We start from the raw sequence: 16,652 nt of genomic DNA, 5'->3' as shown, positions 1-16,652 counted from the left end.
ATAGGAGAGAGATGAAATGGCAACCACTTTTTCGAACAGACAAAGAAATGAATATAAGAACACGATGAAAGAGAACATTTTCGACGTACTTGTCATCGGCGGGGGCATTACAGGGGCCGGCATCGCTTTGGACGCCCAATCCCGCGGGATGAGAACAGCTTTGATCGATATGCAGGATTTTGCAGCGGGTACTTCAAGCCGTTCCACAAAACTGGTCCACGGGGGCCTTCGTTACTTAAAGCAATTCGAAGTGAAAATGGTAGCCGAGGTCGGCAAAGAACGGGCGATTGTCTATGAGAACGCACCGCATGTGACAACGCCGGAGTGGATGCTCCTTCCTTTTTATCAAGGGGGAACGTTTGGGGCATTCAGCACTTCCATAGGCTTGAGAGTGTATGACTTCCTGGCGGGGGTTAAGCGCAAAGAACGCCGGGTGATGTTCAGTCCGGAAGAAACGTTGAAAAGAGAGCCTCTGCTTAAGAAAGCGGGGCTTAAAGGCGGCGGTTACTATGTCGAATACCGGACGGACGATGCCCGTCTGACGATGGAAGTCATGAAGAAGGCGGTAGAATACGGCACGACGGCACTGAACTATGTGAAAGCTACCCAGCTGCTGTACACCGACGGTAAATTAACCGGGGTCGAGGCAATGGATGTTCTGACCGGTGAAACGTTTACGGTATGTGCACGCAAAATCGTGAATGCGGCAGGCCCTTGGGTCGACACGCTTCGTGAGCTGGACGGTTCCAAAAAAGGAAAAACGCTTCGTTTGACGAAAGGGGTACATCTCGTATTTGACCAGTCGAGGTTCCCGCTGAAGCAGGCTGTCTATTTTGACACACCGGACGGCCGGATGGTGTTTGCTATTCCACGGGACGGTAAAACGTATATCGGGACTACAGATACGGATTACAAAACCGATCCGGTACACCCGACGATGTCGGAAGCGGACCGCACCTATATTCTCGCGGCGGCTAACGATATGTTCCCAGGTCTGAAATTGACGGCGGGGGATGTGGAGTCCAGCTGGGCGGGCGTGCGTCCGCTGATTTACCAAGAAGGCAAATCGCCGTCTGAAATTTCCCGGCGTGACGAAATTTTCCGCTCGGATTCCGGATTGATTACAATTGCCGGAGGAAAGCTTACCGGTTACCGGAAAATGGCGGAAACAGTGACAGACATGGTGGCTCGTGAACTTGCAGGGGAAGGTGCCGGGACATACGGTCCAAGCAAAACAAAGCACATGGCGCTGTCGGGCGGAGATTTCGGCGGTTCTGACCGGCTGCCTGCATTTATCCGAGATAAGTCTGCAGAGCTGTCGGGCCTTGGCATTCCGGCTAAGGAAGCAGAATTGCTTGTCCGCCGCTACGGCACGAATATCGACAAAGTCGCCGCCCTGCTGCCCCAAGCTGAAGCGGAGCGCGGAAACATGCCGCTTGTGCTGTATGCGGAGCTTCTGTACGCGGTAGACTATGAATTGGCTGCCAAACCGGCCGACTTCTTAATCCGCCGTACGGGTGCATTGTTCTTTAACATTCAGCTTGTTCAAGCCTGGTATCGGGAAACTGTGCAGGCGATGGGACGTTTACTTGGACACACCGAAGAGCAAATACAGCGGAACGAATCCGAAATGGAAAGCTACTTGCGCGATGCGGTGGTTCCGTCTTAAGATACTGTGGTAAGGTAAAGGTTATAACGGCAGGAAAGACGTGAAATGTAACTAAGGAGGTGGATGCGCTGGAACGATGGACGCAAAAAATGATCCCCGCCATCCGGAATATGAAGGAATTCGATTCCGCCCTCAAGACGGACTATGAGTATCTTGTGATGCTTCATGTCCATGTAGCTCAGGTAAAAGCTGTTGTCGCCCGGGCGGCCCAGGGCGGGAAGAAGATCATTTTGCACGCGGATTTGATCGACGGCCTGAAATCGGATGAATATGCTACGGAATTTTTAGCTCAGGAAGTTAGGCCTTCAGGGATTATTTCAACGCGGAACAATGTGTTAATGACGGCCAAGAAAAAGGGGCTGATCGCCATCCAGCGCATCTTCCTGATCGATACACTGGCACTCGAAAATAGTTATATACAGATAGAAAAGACGAAGCCGGACTTTGTAGAAGTGCTTCCAGGCATTATGCCGCACATCATCCGGGAAATCGCGGAAACGACGCGTGTACCGGTCATCGCCGGGGGCCTCATCCGATCCCGGCAAGATGTCGAGCTGGCATTCAGCGGCGGTGCGGTAGCGGTGACAAGCTCGGAAAAGTCGCTTTGGTGAAATGATGCAGAAAGCTTTCCCTTTGCTCCTGTAGTTAGGAGGGGGAAAGCTTTTTTGCGTTGAGCACGCGATACGAACTGTATTAACATGTCAGTTTGGCGGAAAAAGTGTCTTCCAGGAAGGATTAGCGCAATAAGGCCGGTGACAGTACTTAACAAAATAAAAAAACGGAAGCCGTTACACCTCAGACGTGTCCATGTGAGGACAGCACACTAAGGTGTAACGGCTTCCGCTATGAAACAAGTTTACACTGAGAGCATAGTCCGGAACTTCTCGCCGTCGAGCAGGTTGCCTACGTAGAAGGTGCCGAAATCGCCGTAACGGGCGCTCACTTCATCAAATCGCATTTCGTATACAAGCTTTTTGAATGTAAGCGCGTCGTCGGAGAACAGGGTTACGCCCCATTCCCAGTCGTCGAAGCCGACGGAGCCTGTGATGATCTGCTTCACCCGTCCGGCATAGCTGCGGCCGATCATGCCGTGACTGCGCATCATCGTTTTGCGTTCGTCCATGCTGAGCATGTACCAGTTGTCGCTGCCTTCGCGGCGTTTATTCATCGGATAGAAGCAGATATGCTTGGACTTAGGCAACGCAGGCTTTAAGCGGGCGGCCACTTCCGGATTCTGCATCGGATCCGTACCGGGCTGAGCCATATAGTTACTCAGTTCCACGATAGATACATAGGAGTAAACGGGAATAGTGTATTCCGCCAGCCGTGTTTTATTGAAAGCCGTCTCCAGCTCATTCAGCTCTTCCAGCGTCTCGCGCAGGTGCATAAAGACGAAGTCCGCCTTCTGGCCTACGATGCTGTAAAATGCGGTGCTTCCTTCTTTACGCTCTTCTACCCCTGTCCACACGGACAGGAACGAGTGCAATTCGTCCAATGCGGCCTCACGGTCCGCTTCGGAAGCCCTCTTCCAGGCGCTCCAGTCGATCATGCGGAAATCGTGGAGGGCATACCAGCCTTCCAGCGTTTGTGCTGCTTCACTCATGTTCAATCACTCCTCTTTCGGAATTCATCTAATAAATATTGTAACAACTGCCTGATCAAAGGGCAAACGGCCCGCCGTTACAAATTCATGAACGTCTCTTGTTACACGTTGACTTCATTCCTCCGCCTAAGTACACTTGGGAGTAGACAATCAATGAAGTTCGAAGGGGAGTAAGCGCATGCTGCAGCTCGTTGTGCTGACCGTATTATTTTTCGTGATGATGTTCGGCATCGGATTTATTCTTAACATGTTGATGAAAACCACCTGGTTTCCGGTATATTTGTTCTTTCTCATCGTCGTTCCCCTTGTGATTTACGCCGGCTGGTCGGAAGGTTCGCTGATGGATAATCTGGCCGAATACAGTTACGTGGACTACATTACCGCACTTGGCGGTTTGGTGGGAGCGGTTATAAGCGGCAAGGCCATTCAATTTTTGCGCAACAGCGGTTATAAAATGTTCTAAGGCGGGCTCCTCATAACGAGGAGTTCTTTTTTTGCTCCGCCAAAAGTCATGATTCCAACAGCAGAAGGGTACGCTAACGGCAACTGGATTCTTCATGAAAAGAGGTTGCATAGTATGCCAATGATGAACATTAACGGAGCCCGCCTGAATGTGGAATCAAGGGGTACGGGAACGGCTTTAGTACTGATCCATCCGCCCTTTATAGCAAGCGGGATCTTTCATGATTGGGTCAATAGACTGTCCGGCCAATACAGGGTCATTACTTTTGATCTCCGCGGCCACGGAAAAAGCGAACGGTCAAACATACCGTTAAGTTATCCGCTCCTGGTGGAGGATTTGTTAGCCGTAATGGATGCATGCGGGGTACAGAAAGCGTTTGTAGGCGGGTATTCAACTGGAGCGCAAATTGCTTTGGAGGCTTTACTGACCGTGCAGGACCGGTTTCTGGGGGGCATTCTGGTCAGCGGGATGTCGGAGCTTTCTGATTTCAGAGTCAAGCCGCTTATCCATCTTTCCGTATGGGCTTCAGAAATGAAAGCCAAGGAACTGCTGGCCTTTACGATCGCGTGGGGGAACAGCAGCCGTGAGCAAACATTCCGGGAGCTTCGCAAGGAGGGCCTGGATGGGGATACTTCCAACTGGGCGCAATATTCCAGATACAGCTTATACTATAACTGCACCGCGCAGCTGAACCGGATCCGGGTGCCGATGCTCCTGTTATACGGGGAAATTGACAAGAAATTCCGCAGCTATGCTGCAATCATGTTCCGCGGGCTGCCAAACGCAGAATTGTACTGGGTAAAAGGGGCCAAACACCAGCTGCCTACCAAATTCGCGGATGAATCCACGCGTATCCTGCTTCAATGGCTGGACAAGCACAGCCATAGAGAGCCTGGGAATGATTTGAGGGAAGCAGGCCGTGTTGCAGCGGAGGGGAGTATGGAAGCACACCAATTTCCTCCAGGCCACATGTGACAGCCCGCCGAAAACATAACAGCCTGCAGGGGAAATTTCCCTGCAGGCTGCTCAATTGATGATTACTCCACGATCAGCTTGGCTACCATATCCCGGTGGCCGACGCCGCACATAAGAGAACATTCGATTTCGTAGGTCCCGGCTTCGTTCAGCGTTACGACGTCATTTTTGTGGGAACTCTTCAGGTTCACATCCAGGCCGTTAATCTTGACCCCGTGATTACCCGCCTCATTCTCCAGTACGAAGTTGACCGTTTCGCCTTTCTTCACGCGGTATTCCGCTTGATCAAACTTGAAGTTCGTTGCTTTAATTACAATCTCTTTTGCATTGGCAGGCACCGTATCTGCAGCTGTTGAGGAACCGCCGCATGCGGCAGCGATTGCTGCTAACGCTGCGAGAGCGAGGAAAATAAGCCATTTTTTCATAAAAGGGAGCACCATCCTTCATGGTTGAGTTTCTGGACTACTCCCTTTATTGTACTATGGCTGTCCTTGAAAATCTGTAGCGATTGTTTGAAGTTTCCTTTGGACAGGTCATCAAGCCGCCAATTAACTTCTTTGCTTGCTCATAGGTCCTGCAGGGATGAACAGGTCGATAATGCCGATCACCAATGCAGCCAAAATCGCTCCGATAAACGACGCCTTTACATCTGCGATAATGAACTGAGCCAGCCAGATAACCAAAGCACTGACCAGAAAACCGACGATGCCTCTTCCGAAAGGAGTAACCTTTTTCCCGAAAATACCCTCGATGATCCATCCCAGCAGCGCGATGACAAGAGCAAGCAGCAAAGCGCTCCAGAACCCCCCTACACTGAAGCCCGGCACCAGAAAACCAACAAACATCAGCACCAGAGCAGAAACGATGAACCTGACAATATGGCCTAATATATTCATTAGAAAGCCCTCCTTTCTCAATATGACTGAAAGCTAAGTATTGTGTTTCTTACGGCTAGTTTGCCCGGGGGGCTTGCATTCTACCAGTGGAAAATTCGGTTAAACCCGACTGGCCACATAGCTAAACGAAACCGCATTGGATATAATGAAAGGGAGAGGAGTGTCGGTAAGTTGAACCCGAAAGTACTGCACACAATGGAATTTTCCAAAATTTTAAATAGATTGAGCGATAAAGCACAAACCTCGATGGGCAAAAGGCTGGCGGAGGAGCTTCTTCCCTCTTCGGATTTTGAGGAGGTTAAGAACCGTCTGGCATCCACGGATGAGGCCTATCATGTGGACCGTCTGAAAGGCTCCGCTCCGTTCGGCGGCATCCGGGACGTGAAGTCCTCTTTACACAGGGCGAGAATCGGCGGCATGCTGAACAGCTCGGAGCTCCTGGAAATCGGAGATACGATCTATGGCGGACGGAGGCTCAAAAGGTTTCTTCAAGCTGCGGAAGAAGCCCATGCCATTCCCCGGCTGCAGTCGATGTACGAGATGATTCTCGAAGCAAGGGAACTCGAAACCGCAATCAAGTCCTGTATCGACGATCAGGCGGATGTGATGGACGGTGCCAGCAGCGAGCTTGGGGCGATCCGCCGGGAGCTGCGAAGCGGTGAATCCAGGGTAAGGGACAGGCTGGAGCAGATGATCCGTTCCTCTTCCGTCCAGAAGATGCTGCAGGACCCGATCATCACGATCCGCAACGACCGCTATTGCGTGCCGGTGAAGCAGGAATACCGTTCAAACTTCGGCGGAATTGTACATGATCAGTCTTCTTCCGGAGCGACTTTGTTTATTGAGCCGGAAGCGATCGTGTCGATGAACAATAAGCTCCGCGAACTGAAGCTGAAAGAGGAACGTGAGATCGAGAAAATCCTCCTCATGTTGTCGGCCAAAGTTGCGGAACAAGCAGACCCTTTGGCAGTGAATGTGGACGTGCTGGGTGACATTGATTTCACCTTCGCTAAGGCAAGAATGGCCCATGAACAGAAAGCGACCCTTCCGGTGTTGAATGACAGGGGATACTTGAAGCTGAAACGGGGCCGGCACCCGCTGATTGCACCGGATAAAGTGGTGCCGTTGGACGTCGAGCTTGGAAATCAGTTCAGCACGATTATTGTTACAGGGCCTAATACAGGCGGGAAAACCGTGTCTATCAAGACAATCGGTTTATTAACGCTGATGACCATGTCCGGCTTGTTCGTACCGGCCGAGGAAGGCAGCCAAATGTGCGTGTTTGATGCCGTGTATGCCGACATCGGGGATGAACAGAGCATTGAGCAAAGCTTAAGCACCTTCTCCAGCCATATGACGAACATCATCAGCATTCTGAAAAATATGACGCCAAAGAGCCTTGTCATGCTTGACGAGCTTGGGGCAGGTACCGATCCTGCGGAAGGGTCAGCCCTTGCCATCGCTATTCTGGAGCATATGCATTCGATGGGTTGCAGAATAGTGGCTTCCACTCACTATAGCGAGCTCAAGGCATATGCCTACGAGCGCAAAGGCGTTATTAATGCTAGCATGGAGTTTGATGTGAACACATTAAGCCCAACCTATCGGCTGCTCGTCGGCGTACCTGGACGAAGTAACGCTTTTGCCATTGCAGAAAGGCTGGGTCTGTCCTCCGACATTATCCATAACGCAAGGGGCCAGGTGAAAGAAGAGGACCAGCGTGTGGAATCGATGATCGCCTCCCTGGCGGAAGACCGGCTGACGGCGGAGCAGGAACGCAACACGGCCGAGCAGCTGCGCCAGGAAATGGAACGGCAGAGGAAGGCCGGCGAGGAGCAGCGCCGCCGTTTCGAAGAGCAGAAAGAAAAGCTGCTGGAGAAAGCGGAGGAACAGGCCCGGGAAACCGTGGCCAAAGCCCGTGCGGAAGCCGAGCAGATTATCGCCGATCTGCGCAGGTTGGCTGCGGAAGAAGGAGCGGCCATTAAGGATCATAAGCTCACCGATGTGCGCCGGAAGCTGGACCAGGCCGCGCCTGAGAAGCGGCAGAAGACGCCGGCACGAAGCGCTTCGGCAAAGCCTCAAACGATTGAGCCGGGCGATGAGGTGGTGGTCTACAGTTTGAACCAGAAGGGCCATGTCGTCGAAGAGGTCAGCACTACAGAGGTAATGGTGCAGCTTGGCATTATGAAGATCAAAGTCAAGAAGTCCGACCTGGAGCTTGTCGCCGCCGCACCGGCAGCGAAGCCAAAGCAGCAGGTGAAGGCGACGGTCAAGCGTTCGAGGGATGAAAACGTTCGTACGGAGCTCGATCTAAGGGGAGCTAATCTGGATGAGGCGATTATGGAAACCGACCGCTTTTTGGATGAAGCCATTATGTCGAATTTAGGCTCGGTATATATTATTCACGGGAAAGGGACAGGGGTTCTCCGTACGGGAATCCAAGAGTTCCTGCGCAAGCACAAGCACGTGAAAAGCTACCGCCTTGGGGAGTACGGCGAAGGCGGAGCCGGCATTACAGTCGCCGAGCTGAAATAAATATGCACAGGGGAACGGAACAGTCATGAAATATTTATGGGGAACTTTATTCGCGCTTGCCGTCGTGTTTTTTGCGGTGGGCGTGTACTATTTGCTACGGGGGTAATGCATATGAGCCAACATCAAATTTGTCCTTCCTGCCATACGGAAATTGTATGGGATCCGGAGATCGGACCGGAGGAACTATGTCCGCACTGCTATAATCCGGTAGAGGAATACAGGACGATCCGGATCGGGGGTGCTGCACCGGCGTCCGATTCGCCGGAAGGTGAAGATACCGAATGGGAACCTTCCGAAGACAGCGAGGAAGAAGGGCTTGACGCTCTGGATGACTGGGACGCGGAAGATCCGAGCCTTGCAGGCTACGAGGAAGCGGTGGACGCCATGCTGGACGAGCAGGAGGAAGCTCAGCAGTGCGAAAGATGCCATGAGTATATGATTTTGGCCGGCCAAGCGAAAATAAGCCAGGGAGACTTTCAGCCAAAGCATTTCGAGAGCGCTGGACGCAGTTTCCTGAAAGCGCCGTTTACGCTGAAAACTTTCGTTTGCCCTGCCTGTTTCCAGGTTTCGCAGCAGTTGTCCGAAGAGGACAGGCTGAGAACGGTCGAATCCTTTTTACCGCATAACACTAACAAATAAGTCTCCATCGGAACGCGGCCGATCGCACGTCGAAGACCTCGATACGGGCTGATTTCCCTGCTTTGAGATTAGATTTGAACATAGAAGGTATGTTTTGCCCCGGGTTTGGGGGAAGTTAAAGGATGCTTTTCCAAACCTATATGTCCGGGGTGAACAAATGGGTCATACGAAACAGCGGTTTCCTTCCTGGCATTTGCTGGGGCCGCATACGAACTCCTCCGCTTTCCACGGCAGTTCATCAGCTAAGCCGCCGGGGGGCGGGCATCTGGATTCACAGTCAGTCATTCTCCTCATCGTTCACGGATTGTTCGCTGTAGCCAATGCGCTGTCAGGGACGTTTGTGAACGTTTATATTTGGAAGGCGAAGAACGATTTTGCCTTGATCGGATGGTTTGCCTTAAGCCAGCAGATTACGATGGCACTCACCTTCTGGATTGCGGGCAAATGGGTCAAAGAACACAATAAGATGCACAGCCTCCGCGCGGGGATCGGTTTTTCGGCTGTTTTTTACCTTGTGGTGCTGTGGCTTGAAAAAGATGCGGTAGGGTATATCTGGCTGCTCGGCCTGCTTCAGGGGCTTGCATCAGGCTGCTTTTGGCTGGCGTTTAACGTCGTTTATTTTGAGGTCACAGATCCGGGAAACCGCGATAAATTTAACGGCTGGGCCGGCATCATCGGTTCGGGTTCGGGCATCCTGACACCTTGGCTGTCGGGGTATCTGATTGCGAGCATGGGCGGGCAGACAGGATACCGGTTCATTTTCTCGCTGTCGCTCGGCATCTTTTTCGTCGGTATCATCGTTAGTTTCTTTCTCAAGAAAAGAAAAGTCAGCGGCACATACCATTGGGTTGGAGCGATTAGGGGGCTCCGGAAAGACGGCAACCCTTGGCGAAAAATCGTCCCCGCACTTGCGGCCCAAGGCGTACGGGAGGGTGTGTTCGGCTTCATTATAGGGCTCCTGGTCTATATTGCCACCAAGAAGGAAATGCAGCTGGGGAACTTTACGCTGATTACGTCCGCCGTTGCGTTTGTCAGTTTTCTGGCTGTCGGCAAATGGCTGCGGGTCAGGCACCGCTATGCTGCAATGCTGATCGGTGCAGTCATGATCTCGGCGGTGATTCTTCCTTTTTTCTGGAAGGTTGATTATGTTACGCTGCTGGTCTTCGGTATCGGGACTTCGTTGTTTATGCCTTTGTTCAGCATTCCATTAACCTCTTCGGTATTCGATACCATTGGAAGTTCACAAAAAAGTGCGGAAGAGCGGGTCGAATTTATCGTGCTGAGGGAACTGGGATTGTGCATGGGGCGGGTTTTCGGTACACTGGTGTTTATTGCCGTCATCTCTTGGACAACGGCGCCTTTGATCATGAATATTATGCTGCTGATCATCGGCAGCTTTCCGATCTTGACTTGGCTGTTCATGCGCAAGGTCATTAGGCCTGCCTGAGGGCTTCAGCCAAGAAGAAGCAGGGGATGCGCAGCAGGAGAGCAAGTGGTGGGGGATATGAGGCAGTTAGTGATAGGTCGTACCCTTAACATCGTCCGCTGAGGGAAGCTAGTGATACCACGTATTGCTAACGGGACGAAATTATTATCAGGCGAGCGAGTATGGTGAATTATAAGGCAGTTAGTGATATGTCATATCACTAACATCGTCAGCTGAGGAAGCTAGTGATAACACATATTACTAACGGCATGGACATAATTCTGGACAGTTGCGCCGGTTCCGGCGGCAGCATTACAATAAAGACAGGTGATTCTAGAATATGCGCGGACGTATGGTAAACAGCATTACTGAGTTAATCGGAGATACGCCAGCTGTCCGGTTAAACCGGCTGGTTACGGACCAAGATGCCGAGGTGCTGGTGAAGCTTGAGAAGCTGAATCCGAGCGGCAGTGTGAAGGACAGGGCGGCTTCCAATCTCATTGCGGCTGCGGAGCGGGAGGGAAGGCTTCACCCCGGTTCCGTGATTATCGAACCGACGAGCGGGAACACCGGCATCGGCCTGGCGATGAACGCTGCGGCCAAAGGATATCGGGCTATTCTCGTCATGCCCGATAACATGTCGCGCGAGCGGATTAATCTGCTGAAGGCGTATGGAGCCGAGGTCGTCCTTACGCCGGCCGCCGAGCGGATGCCCGGAGCCATCCGCAAAGCGGAGGAACTTGCGGCCGGCATCCCCGGCAGCTTCATCCCGCAGCAATTCGAGAATCCGGCTAATCCGGATATCCACCGGTCTACCACGGCGCTGGAGATTCTCGAGCAGACGGGAGGGCGGCTGGATGCCTTTGTGGCGACCTCCGGCACCGGAGGGACGATCACAGGCACGGGCGAGACGCTGAAGGAGCGGCTGCCGGGCATCCGCGTCGTCGTCGTCGAGCCTGAAGGATCGCCGGTGCTCTCCGGCGGTCAGCCCGGTCCCCACAAGCTCGTGGGGACCTCGCCCGGGTTCGTGCCGGCCGTATTGAATACGGCCGTCTACGACGAGATCGTCCGCGTGGCGGATGAAGACGCCTTGCGGACGATGCGCGAGCTGGCCTCCCGGGAAGGCCTGCTCGTGGGTCCATCGGCAGGCGCGGCCGTATGGACTGCGCTGCGGGAAGCGCGCCGGCTGGGACCCGGCCGGCGGGTACTGTGCATCGCTCCCGATACGGGGGAGCGGTATTTAACTATGGATATATGGGACGACCCAAATTATTAGTTGCAATATTTGGAAAAGCCTGTAAAATAAAGTTGTATTCTGTTTATTTGGAGGTGAAGAAGATGAGAATGCCGGTGGTTAAGAGAGTCGATAGCGAAACGAACGAGCTGGTTATGTTGGATTTAAACGAAGTATTGTTTATCAATATCGAGAGCCGGAATATCGTCTATCACACTTCTCAAGGCAAGTTTTACCAGATCACAACTTTATCCGAACTCAGCGAACATTTGCAAGACCAGGGATTTGATACACTGGATAAAACAAACCTGGTGAATATGAATAAAATCAAGAATTTGGACAGCAAATACGGTAAGCTTTATTTTGAGGAGAATCCGGCTCCTGGAAGTCCGTATGCATCCGTTTCCGCGTTCCAGCAGAAGATCAAGAAGAATGAAATTTTACGTGCGATTGCAGCCAATAACAATAAAAGCCTTGAATATACCGTGAAAGATGCAAAAGTGAATTATAAGCTTTCATCCATGCAATCTTCCGATTATTAATATATAACGATCCGCTTCTCTTTCGGAGAAGTTTTTTTTTTTTTTGGCCATGTTGCATAAATATACGTACAAACGTATAATTATAAACATGAGATCATGACAGGAGGTCAGATTCAGTTGAGAGCAAGCATCACGATCGGTTTTGAACACACGCCGCCGAGTTATGAAGATTACTCGCACCTTTGCACCCACTCGGGCCATCCGGATTTACATGTACCTGCCGCCCAATGGGATCTTCTCCTCGGCGACAGCCGTCAGCTCGTGTCCGTATACGATAACCAGCGTTTGATCGGGTTCGGCAGACTGCCTGCGGAATCCTTGGAAAGTGCGGCTAAGGAAGTTTCAATCGTAGACCCGGCTTATGCGGATAAGGGGATTGAAGAAACAATCCGCAAACTGCTTTGTACCGAAAGCTTCCGTGCCGGGAGGAAAACGGGCTTATAGGGCTTCGTTAGACAGCGGCACCTTTGTTAGAATATACAGCAAGAACCGTTTCCGTCCTTTGCAGGGCGGATTTTTTCTTTTGCAGGAAGAGGGGATTCAATGTAATATAGTGTTTAATAACTTAGCAAGAGAAGCAGTACACAGCGGCTCTTTGCCGATTTCAAACTCCCAGGAGGGACTGAAGGTCATGAACGATTTCAAGCAGCAGGTATTGGATATTCTGAAGGAAGATGCGAGAAGAACTACGGCCCAGATCGCAACCATGCTGGGGGTCGCGGAGGAACAGGTGATCGTGGCGGTCGCCGAAATGGAAGCGGATCACGTCATAGTGAAATACGCCGCGGTAGTCAACTGGAGCAAGGTGGATGAAGAAAAGGTTACGGCCTTGATAGAAGTACAAATTACGCCGGAACGCGGACGCGGCTTCGATGCCATTGCGGAACGGATTTATTTATATCCTGAAGTAAAATCGGTTTATCTGATGTCCGGAGCCTACGACCTGCTTGTGGAAATTGAAGGCAAGAACCTGAAGGAAGCGGCTTCCTTCGTTTCGAATAAGCTGTCGCCGATTGATGCCGTGCTGTCGACGAAGACTCATTTTATTCTCAAAAAATACAAACAGGACGGGATCATCTTCGAGGATACAGAGGACGATCACCGTATGTTAATCTCACCGTAAAGGAAGAGGCGCGCGATGATAAAAGAGGAAGAAATCCGCAAGTCCGCAAAATCGATGCAGGATTATCTGACACCCCAGGTCAAAGCGATTCAGCCTTCCGGGATCCGAAAGTTTTTTGACCTTGTGAGTGCAAGCAAGGATATTATTTCGCTTGGTGTGGGCGAACCCGATTTCATTACCCCATGGCATGTAAGGGATGCTGCTGTATATGCGTTAGAGCGGGGACGCACCAGCTATACGCCGAATGCTGGACTGCCGGAGCTTCGGGAAGCGATCGCGGAGTACCTGAACCGGGAATTCGACGTTGCGTATGATCCAGCCCATGAAGTACTGGTCACAGTCGGAGGCAGCGAGGCGATCGATCTTGCTCTGCGTGCGTTGATTAACCCGGGAGACGAGATACTCATTCCTGAACCGTGCTACATTTCTTACTCGCCGATTTGTTCGTTAAGCGGAGGGGTTCCAGTCGGAATCGAGACCTTTGCAAAGGACCAGTTCAAGTTAACGGCAGAAGGGCTGAAAGCGCAGATCACGGAACGGTCCAAACTGCTGGTGCTGTGTTATCCGAGCAATCCTACCGGCGGCATCATGACCTACGAGGACTGGCTGCCGATCGCTAAACTGGTGGAGGAACACGATCTCATCGTGATCTCCGACGAGATCTATGCCGAGCTGACTTATGGCTCTAAGCATGTGAGCTTTGCATCGCTGCCTGGGATGAAGGACCGGACCATTCTGGTCAGCGGATTTTCGAAGGCTTTTGCGATGACTGGCTGGAGAATGGGGTATGCTTGCGGACACAGAGAGCTGATTTCGGCCATGCTGAAAATTCATCAGTATACGGTGATGTGCGCTCCGATCATGGGTCAGGTGGCCGCTTTGGAAGCCTTGACGAACGGCATGGAAGAGAAAGACCGTATGGTGGAATCTTATAACCAGAGGCGCAGGCTCGTCGTCCACGGATTCCGGGAAATCGGACTGGATTGCCATGAACCGCAAGGGGCATTCTACGCTTTTCCGTCGATTCAATCGACAGGGATGACCTCTGAGGAATTCGCCCAGGGCATGCTAAGAGATGCCAAAGTGGCAGCCGTGCCGGGCAGTGTGTTCGGCCTTGGAGGAGAAGGGTTTCTGCGATGTTCTTACGCCTATTCGGTTACACAGTTGACGGAAGCGTTGGACCGGATCGGGCAATACATGCACAAACTTCGCCAAGGATAACTTTATATTGCTGCTTAACGAACCGTTCGTGCTCCTGGAGCCGGGCGGTTCTTTGCCTTGAGGGGCAGTCGCTTCTGATGCACAAGCTGCTCTAGCTGCCTAAGCTGCTCCAGCTGCTGCAGGAGGCGTGCTCTTTCGACATGGATTGAGGGTGTGATATGATGGGGGAAGAAAACCTTTGGGAGAAGGAGAATGACGGATGAGATTGGAAAGAAAACGCAGCTGGAAATGGCTGCCCCTTCTTATGTTGGCAGGGCTTATGTTGATGGCAGCGGGGTGCGGCGGACCTAAAGAAGATGTGAAGATTTCTGTGCTCCCGCAAAGCGGCATCCCTTCCGAAGCTACGGACAAGCTGCAGGAAGTGCTGGCTGCGAAGCTTGGCGAGAAGCCTACAATGGGCGTTTACGGATCGCCGCTGTTCCGCCCGGAGAAAATGATGGTCGAATTGGCGGCAGGGGAAAACTCGATTGTTATTACGGATGAGGAACTGTTCAAGGGCTACACCAGCCAGGGAGGATTCGTCCGCTTAGACGATGCTTTTGATGCCTCCAAGTTTCCGGAAGGCGTCACCACGGCAGAAGAAGGAACAACGGACGAGCCAAAGAAAGTGACTGCGCTTTACGGCATTCCGATGGACAAGGCCGGCTGGTTTCAAGCCGCAGGGTTGAACGGAAAAGGCCTGTTTGCCTTCATTCCGGGCAATTCACCGGATGTGGAACAGTCCATCCGAGTGTTGAAAACGATTGTTGAAATGAAATAACGCAGAGGGGGAAGCGGCATGAACATTTACACAAGAACCGGCGACAAGGGGCAAACCTCGGTAATCGGAGGCCGTGTTAGCAAGAACCACGCCCAGGTGGAAGCATACGGTACGATTGATGAACTGAATTGCTTTGTCGGCCAGGCGATCAGCAGCCTGCCTGCCGAACGGTTTGAAGATTTGCGGGAGCATCTGACCGAAATTCAGAATGAGTTGTTCGACTGCGGTTCGGATTTGGCTTTCGCCAATCCGGAAGGCAAACAGTACAAAGTAACCGGGGACATGATTACGCGGCTGGAAGAGTGGATCGACCGGTATGATGCGGAGAATCCGGATATCACCCGCTTTATTCTTCCGGGAGGCACTATGACCGCCTCTTTGCTTCATGTATGCCGCACGGTATGCCGGCGCGCGGAACGCCGTGTGGTAACGCTCGCCGAACAGCAGCCGATTCATGAAGAAGCGCGTGCCTATTTGAACCGCCTGTCTGATTTCTTCTTTGTCGCCGCACGTACGGCTAACGCCAGGGAAGGCGTACAGGACGTTGAATATATCCGGAGTGCAGAGGTGTTCCGCAAGAAATCATGACGGACATCACTGGCTATTATTCTCCGCTGACTTACCGTGTCCCTCCCGAAGACGAGGGTATGCTTCTGCGTACCGTTTTACATAACCGGATGCTGATTTCCCGGAAGCTTTTGTCCCGGTTGAAGTTGACGGAATGCGGCATTATGCTGAACGGGGAACGGGTTTATATTACAGTCAAGGTCAAGTCCGGCGATCTGGTGGAGGTTCGGATGGAGGAGGAAGTATCTGAAGACATTCTTCCCCAGGACATGCCGCTGGATATTCTGTATGAGGATGACCACCTGCTGATTGTAAATAAGCCTGCAGGCGTCATAGTGCATCCCACTCACGGTCATTATACGAATACGCTGGCCAACGGGATAGTAAGCTATTGGCAGCGCAAGGGCGAGAGGGTGCGATTCCGGCCCGTGCACCGGCTGGACCAGGAAACTTCCGGCGTGCTGGCTGTCGCAAAAAATCCATATATCCACCAGCATATCTCTGAACAGATGATTGCGGGCGGAGTGGATAAGCTGTATTTGGCAGCCGTTTACGGCCATCCTCCTGAAGAGCTCGGAACGGTTGACGCTCCGATCGACAGGGATACGGACAATCCTCATCTGCGTGTTGTCCGGGAGGACGGGTACGAGGCAGTGACGCATTATGAGACGGTCCGGAAGTACGGACCGACTTCTCTTGTCCGTCTGCGTCTGGAAACGGGCCGCACCCATCAGATCCGCGTGCACATGAAGCATATCGGCTGCCCCTTGATCGGGGATAAGATGTATACTAGCGAGCGGTTCGCAGAAATAACCGAAACTATGGCGAAACGCATTGACCGCCACGCTCTTCATGCTGAGCAGCTGTCCTTCGTTCATCCCATCAGCGGAGATCGGAAGATATTCAAAGCCCCGCTTCCGTCGGATCTGGAGAAGCTGCTGCTGGAATTGGCCGATGAGAGCAAAGGAACATCCGACAACTAGAAGAAAGAGGTACGAT

The 16,652-nt window shown here is 52.2% G+C and carries 18 protein-coding genes; 15 read left to right on the top strand and 3 right to left on the bottom strand.

Annotated features, from left to right (window positions below):
• Window positions 1-16 precede the first annotated feature (16 nt).
• On the top strand, window positions 17-1,669 hold the full coding sequence (locus ACFSUF_RS14855) for a glycerol-3-phosphate dehydrogenase/oxidase (RefSeq protein WP_377603745.1): 1,653 nt from the start codon (window positions 17-19) through the stop codon (window positions 1,667-1,669).
• Window positions 1,670-1,758: 89 nt separating this feature from the next.
• A complete protein-coding gene (locus ACFSUF_RS14850; protein ID WP_377603743.1) occupies window positions 1,759-2,280 on the top strand; it encodes a glycerol-3-phosphate responsive antiterminator in 522 nt (173 codons plus the stop codon).
• A 245-nt stretch (window positions 2,281-2,525) separates the two neighbouring features.
• On the opposite strand, the gene hemQ is transcribed toward ACFSUF_RS14850, so the two are convergent.
• Window positions 2,526-3,272, bottom strand: a complete 747-nt coding sequence (gene hemQ / locus ACFSUF_RS14845; protein WP_377603741.1) for a hydrogen peroxide-dependent heme synthase — start codon at window positions 3,270-3,272, stop codon at window positions 2,526-2,528.
• A gap of 178 nt (window positions 3,273-3,450) precedes the next feature.
• Here hemQ and ACFSUF_RS14840 point away from each other — a divergent pair, with 178 nt between their 5' ends.
• Both ACFSUF_RS14840 and ACFSUF_RS14835 read left to right on the top strand, forming a co-directional pair.
• Window positions 3,451-3,735: a YuiB family protein gene (locus ACFSUF_RS14840; RefSeq protein ID WP_377603739.1), complete on the top strand. Its 285-nt coding sequence runs from the start codon at window positions 3,451-3,453 to the stop codon at window positions 3,733-3,735.
• 114 nt (window positions 3,736-3,849) lie between these two features.
• On the top strand, window positions 3,850-4,710 hold the full coding sequence (locus tag ACFSUF_RS14835; RefSeq protein WP_377603737.1) for an alpha/beta fold hydrolase: 861 nt from the start codon (window positions 3,850-3,852) through the stop codon (window positions 4,708-4,710).
• Between the two features lie 62 nt (window positions 4,711-4,772).
• Here ACFSUF_RS14835 and ACFSUF_RS14830 read toward each other — a convergent pair whose 3' ends face one another.
• Entirely contained in the window at window positions 4,773-5,135 is a 363-nt protein-coding gene (locus tag ACFSUF_RS14830) for a cytochrome C oxidase subunit II (protein WP_377603736.1), read from the bottom strand.
• Window positions 5,136-5,258: 123 nt separating this feature from the next.
• Window positions 5,259-5,606: a phage holin family protein gene (locus ACFSUF_RS14825; RefSeq protein ID WP_377603735.1), complete on the bottom strand. Its 348-nt coding sequence runs from the start codon at window positions 5,604-5,606 to the stop codon at window positions 5,259-5,261.
• Window positions 5,607-5,777: 171 nt separating this feature from the next.
• On the opposite strand from ACFSUF_RS14825, the gene ACFSUF_RS14820 reads away from it, so the two are divergent.
• The 11 genes from ACFSUF_RS14820 (at window position 5,778) to ACFSUF_RS14770 (ending at window position 16,636) form a co-directional block, all read left to right on the top strand.
• On the top strand, window positions 5,778-8,141 hold the full coding sequence (locus ACFSUF_RS14820; protein WP_377603733.1) for an endonuclease MutS2: 2,364 nt from the start codon (window positions 5,778-5,780) through the stop codon (window positions 8,139-8,141).
• A 111-nt stretch (window positions 8,142-8,252) separates the two neighbouring features.
• On the top strand, window positions 8,253-8,780 hold the full coding sequence (locus ACFSUF_RS14815; protein WP_377603732.1) for a hypothetical protein: 528 nt from the start codon (window positions 8,253-8,255) through the stop codon (window positions 8,778-8,780).
• Between the two features lie 157 nt (window positions 8,781-8,937).
• On the top strand, window positions 8,938-10,227 hold the full coding sequence (locus ACFSUF_RS14810; RefSeq protein ID WP_377603731.1) for an MFS transporter: 1,290 nt from the start codon (window positions 8,938-8,940) through the stop codon (window positions 10,225-10,227).
• A 319-nt stretch (window positions 10,228-10,546) separates the two neighbouring features.
• Window positions 10,547-11,482, top strand: coding sequence for a cysteine synthase A (cysK, locus tag ACFSUF_RS14805; RefSeq protein ID WP_377603730.1), 936 nt, complete (start codon window positions 10,547-10,549; stop codon window positions 11,480-11,482).
• Between the two features lie 62 nt (window positions 11,483-11,544).
• On the top strand, window positions 11,545-11,982 hold the full coding sequence (locus tag ACFSUF_RS14800) for a LytTR family transcriptional regulator DNA-binding domain-containing protein (protein WP_377603729.1): 438 nt from the start codon (window positions 11,545-11,547) through the stop codon (window positions 11,980-11,982).
• 117 nt (window positions 11,983-12,099) lie between these two features.
• Window positions 12,100-12,426, top strand: a complete 327-nt coding sequence (locus tag ACFSUF_RS14795) for a hypothetical protein (protein ID WP_377603728.1) — start codon at window positions 12,100-12,102, stop codon at window positions 12,424-12,426.
• A 187-nt stretch (window positions 12,427-12,613) separates the two neighbouring features.
• The gene (locus ACFSUF_RS14790) at window positions 12,614-13,105 is read left to right on the top strand and encodes an Lrp/AsnC family transcriptional regulator (RefSeq protein WP_377603727.1); all 492 of its coding nucleotides are present in this window, start codon (window positions 12,614-12,616) and stop codon (window positions 13,103-13,105) included.
• A 15-nt stretch (window positions 13,106-13,120) separates the two neighbouring features.
• Entirely contained in the window at window positions 13,121-14,326 is a 1,206-nt protein-coding gene (locus ACFSUF_RS14785; RefSeq protein WP_377603726.1) for an aminotransferase class I/II-fold pyridoxal phosphate-dependent enzyme, read from the top strand.
• 199 nt (window positions 14,327-14,525) lie between these two features.
• Window positions 14,526-15,086, top strand: a complete 561-nt coding sequence (locus ACFSUF_RS14780) for a hypothetical protein (RefSeq protein ID WP_377603725.1) — start codon at window positions 14,526-14,528, stop codon at window positions 15,084-15,086.
• 18 nt (window positions 15,087-15,104) lie between these two features.
• Window positions 15,105-15,674 (top strand): cob(I)yrinic acid a,c-diamide adenosyltransferase, encoded by a 570-nt coding sequence (locus ACFSUF_RS14775; protein WP_377603724.1) that lies wholly within the window; start codon window positions 15,105-15,107, stop codon window positions 15,672-15,674.
• A gap of 5 nt (window positions 15,675-15,679) precedes the next feature.
• Complete coding sequence (locus ACFSUF_RS14770; RefSeq protein ID WP_377603900.1) at window positions 15,680-16,636, top strand: RluA family pseudouridine synthase; 957 nt, start codon at window positions 15,680-15,682, stop codon at window positions 16,634-16,636.
• Window positions 16,637-16,652 lie beyond the last annotated feature (16 nt).

The sequence above is a fragment of the Paenibacillus gansuensis genome (assembly GCF_042684925.1).
In the GTDB taxonomy this organism is placed as follows: Bacteria; Bacillota; Bacilli; order Paenibacillales; family DY6; genus Paenibacillus_N; species Paenibacillus_N gansuensis.
This window is presented reverse-complemented; position numbering and strand designations above follow the sequence as displayed.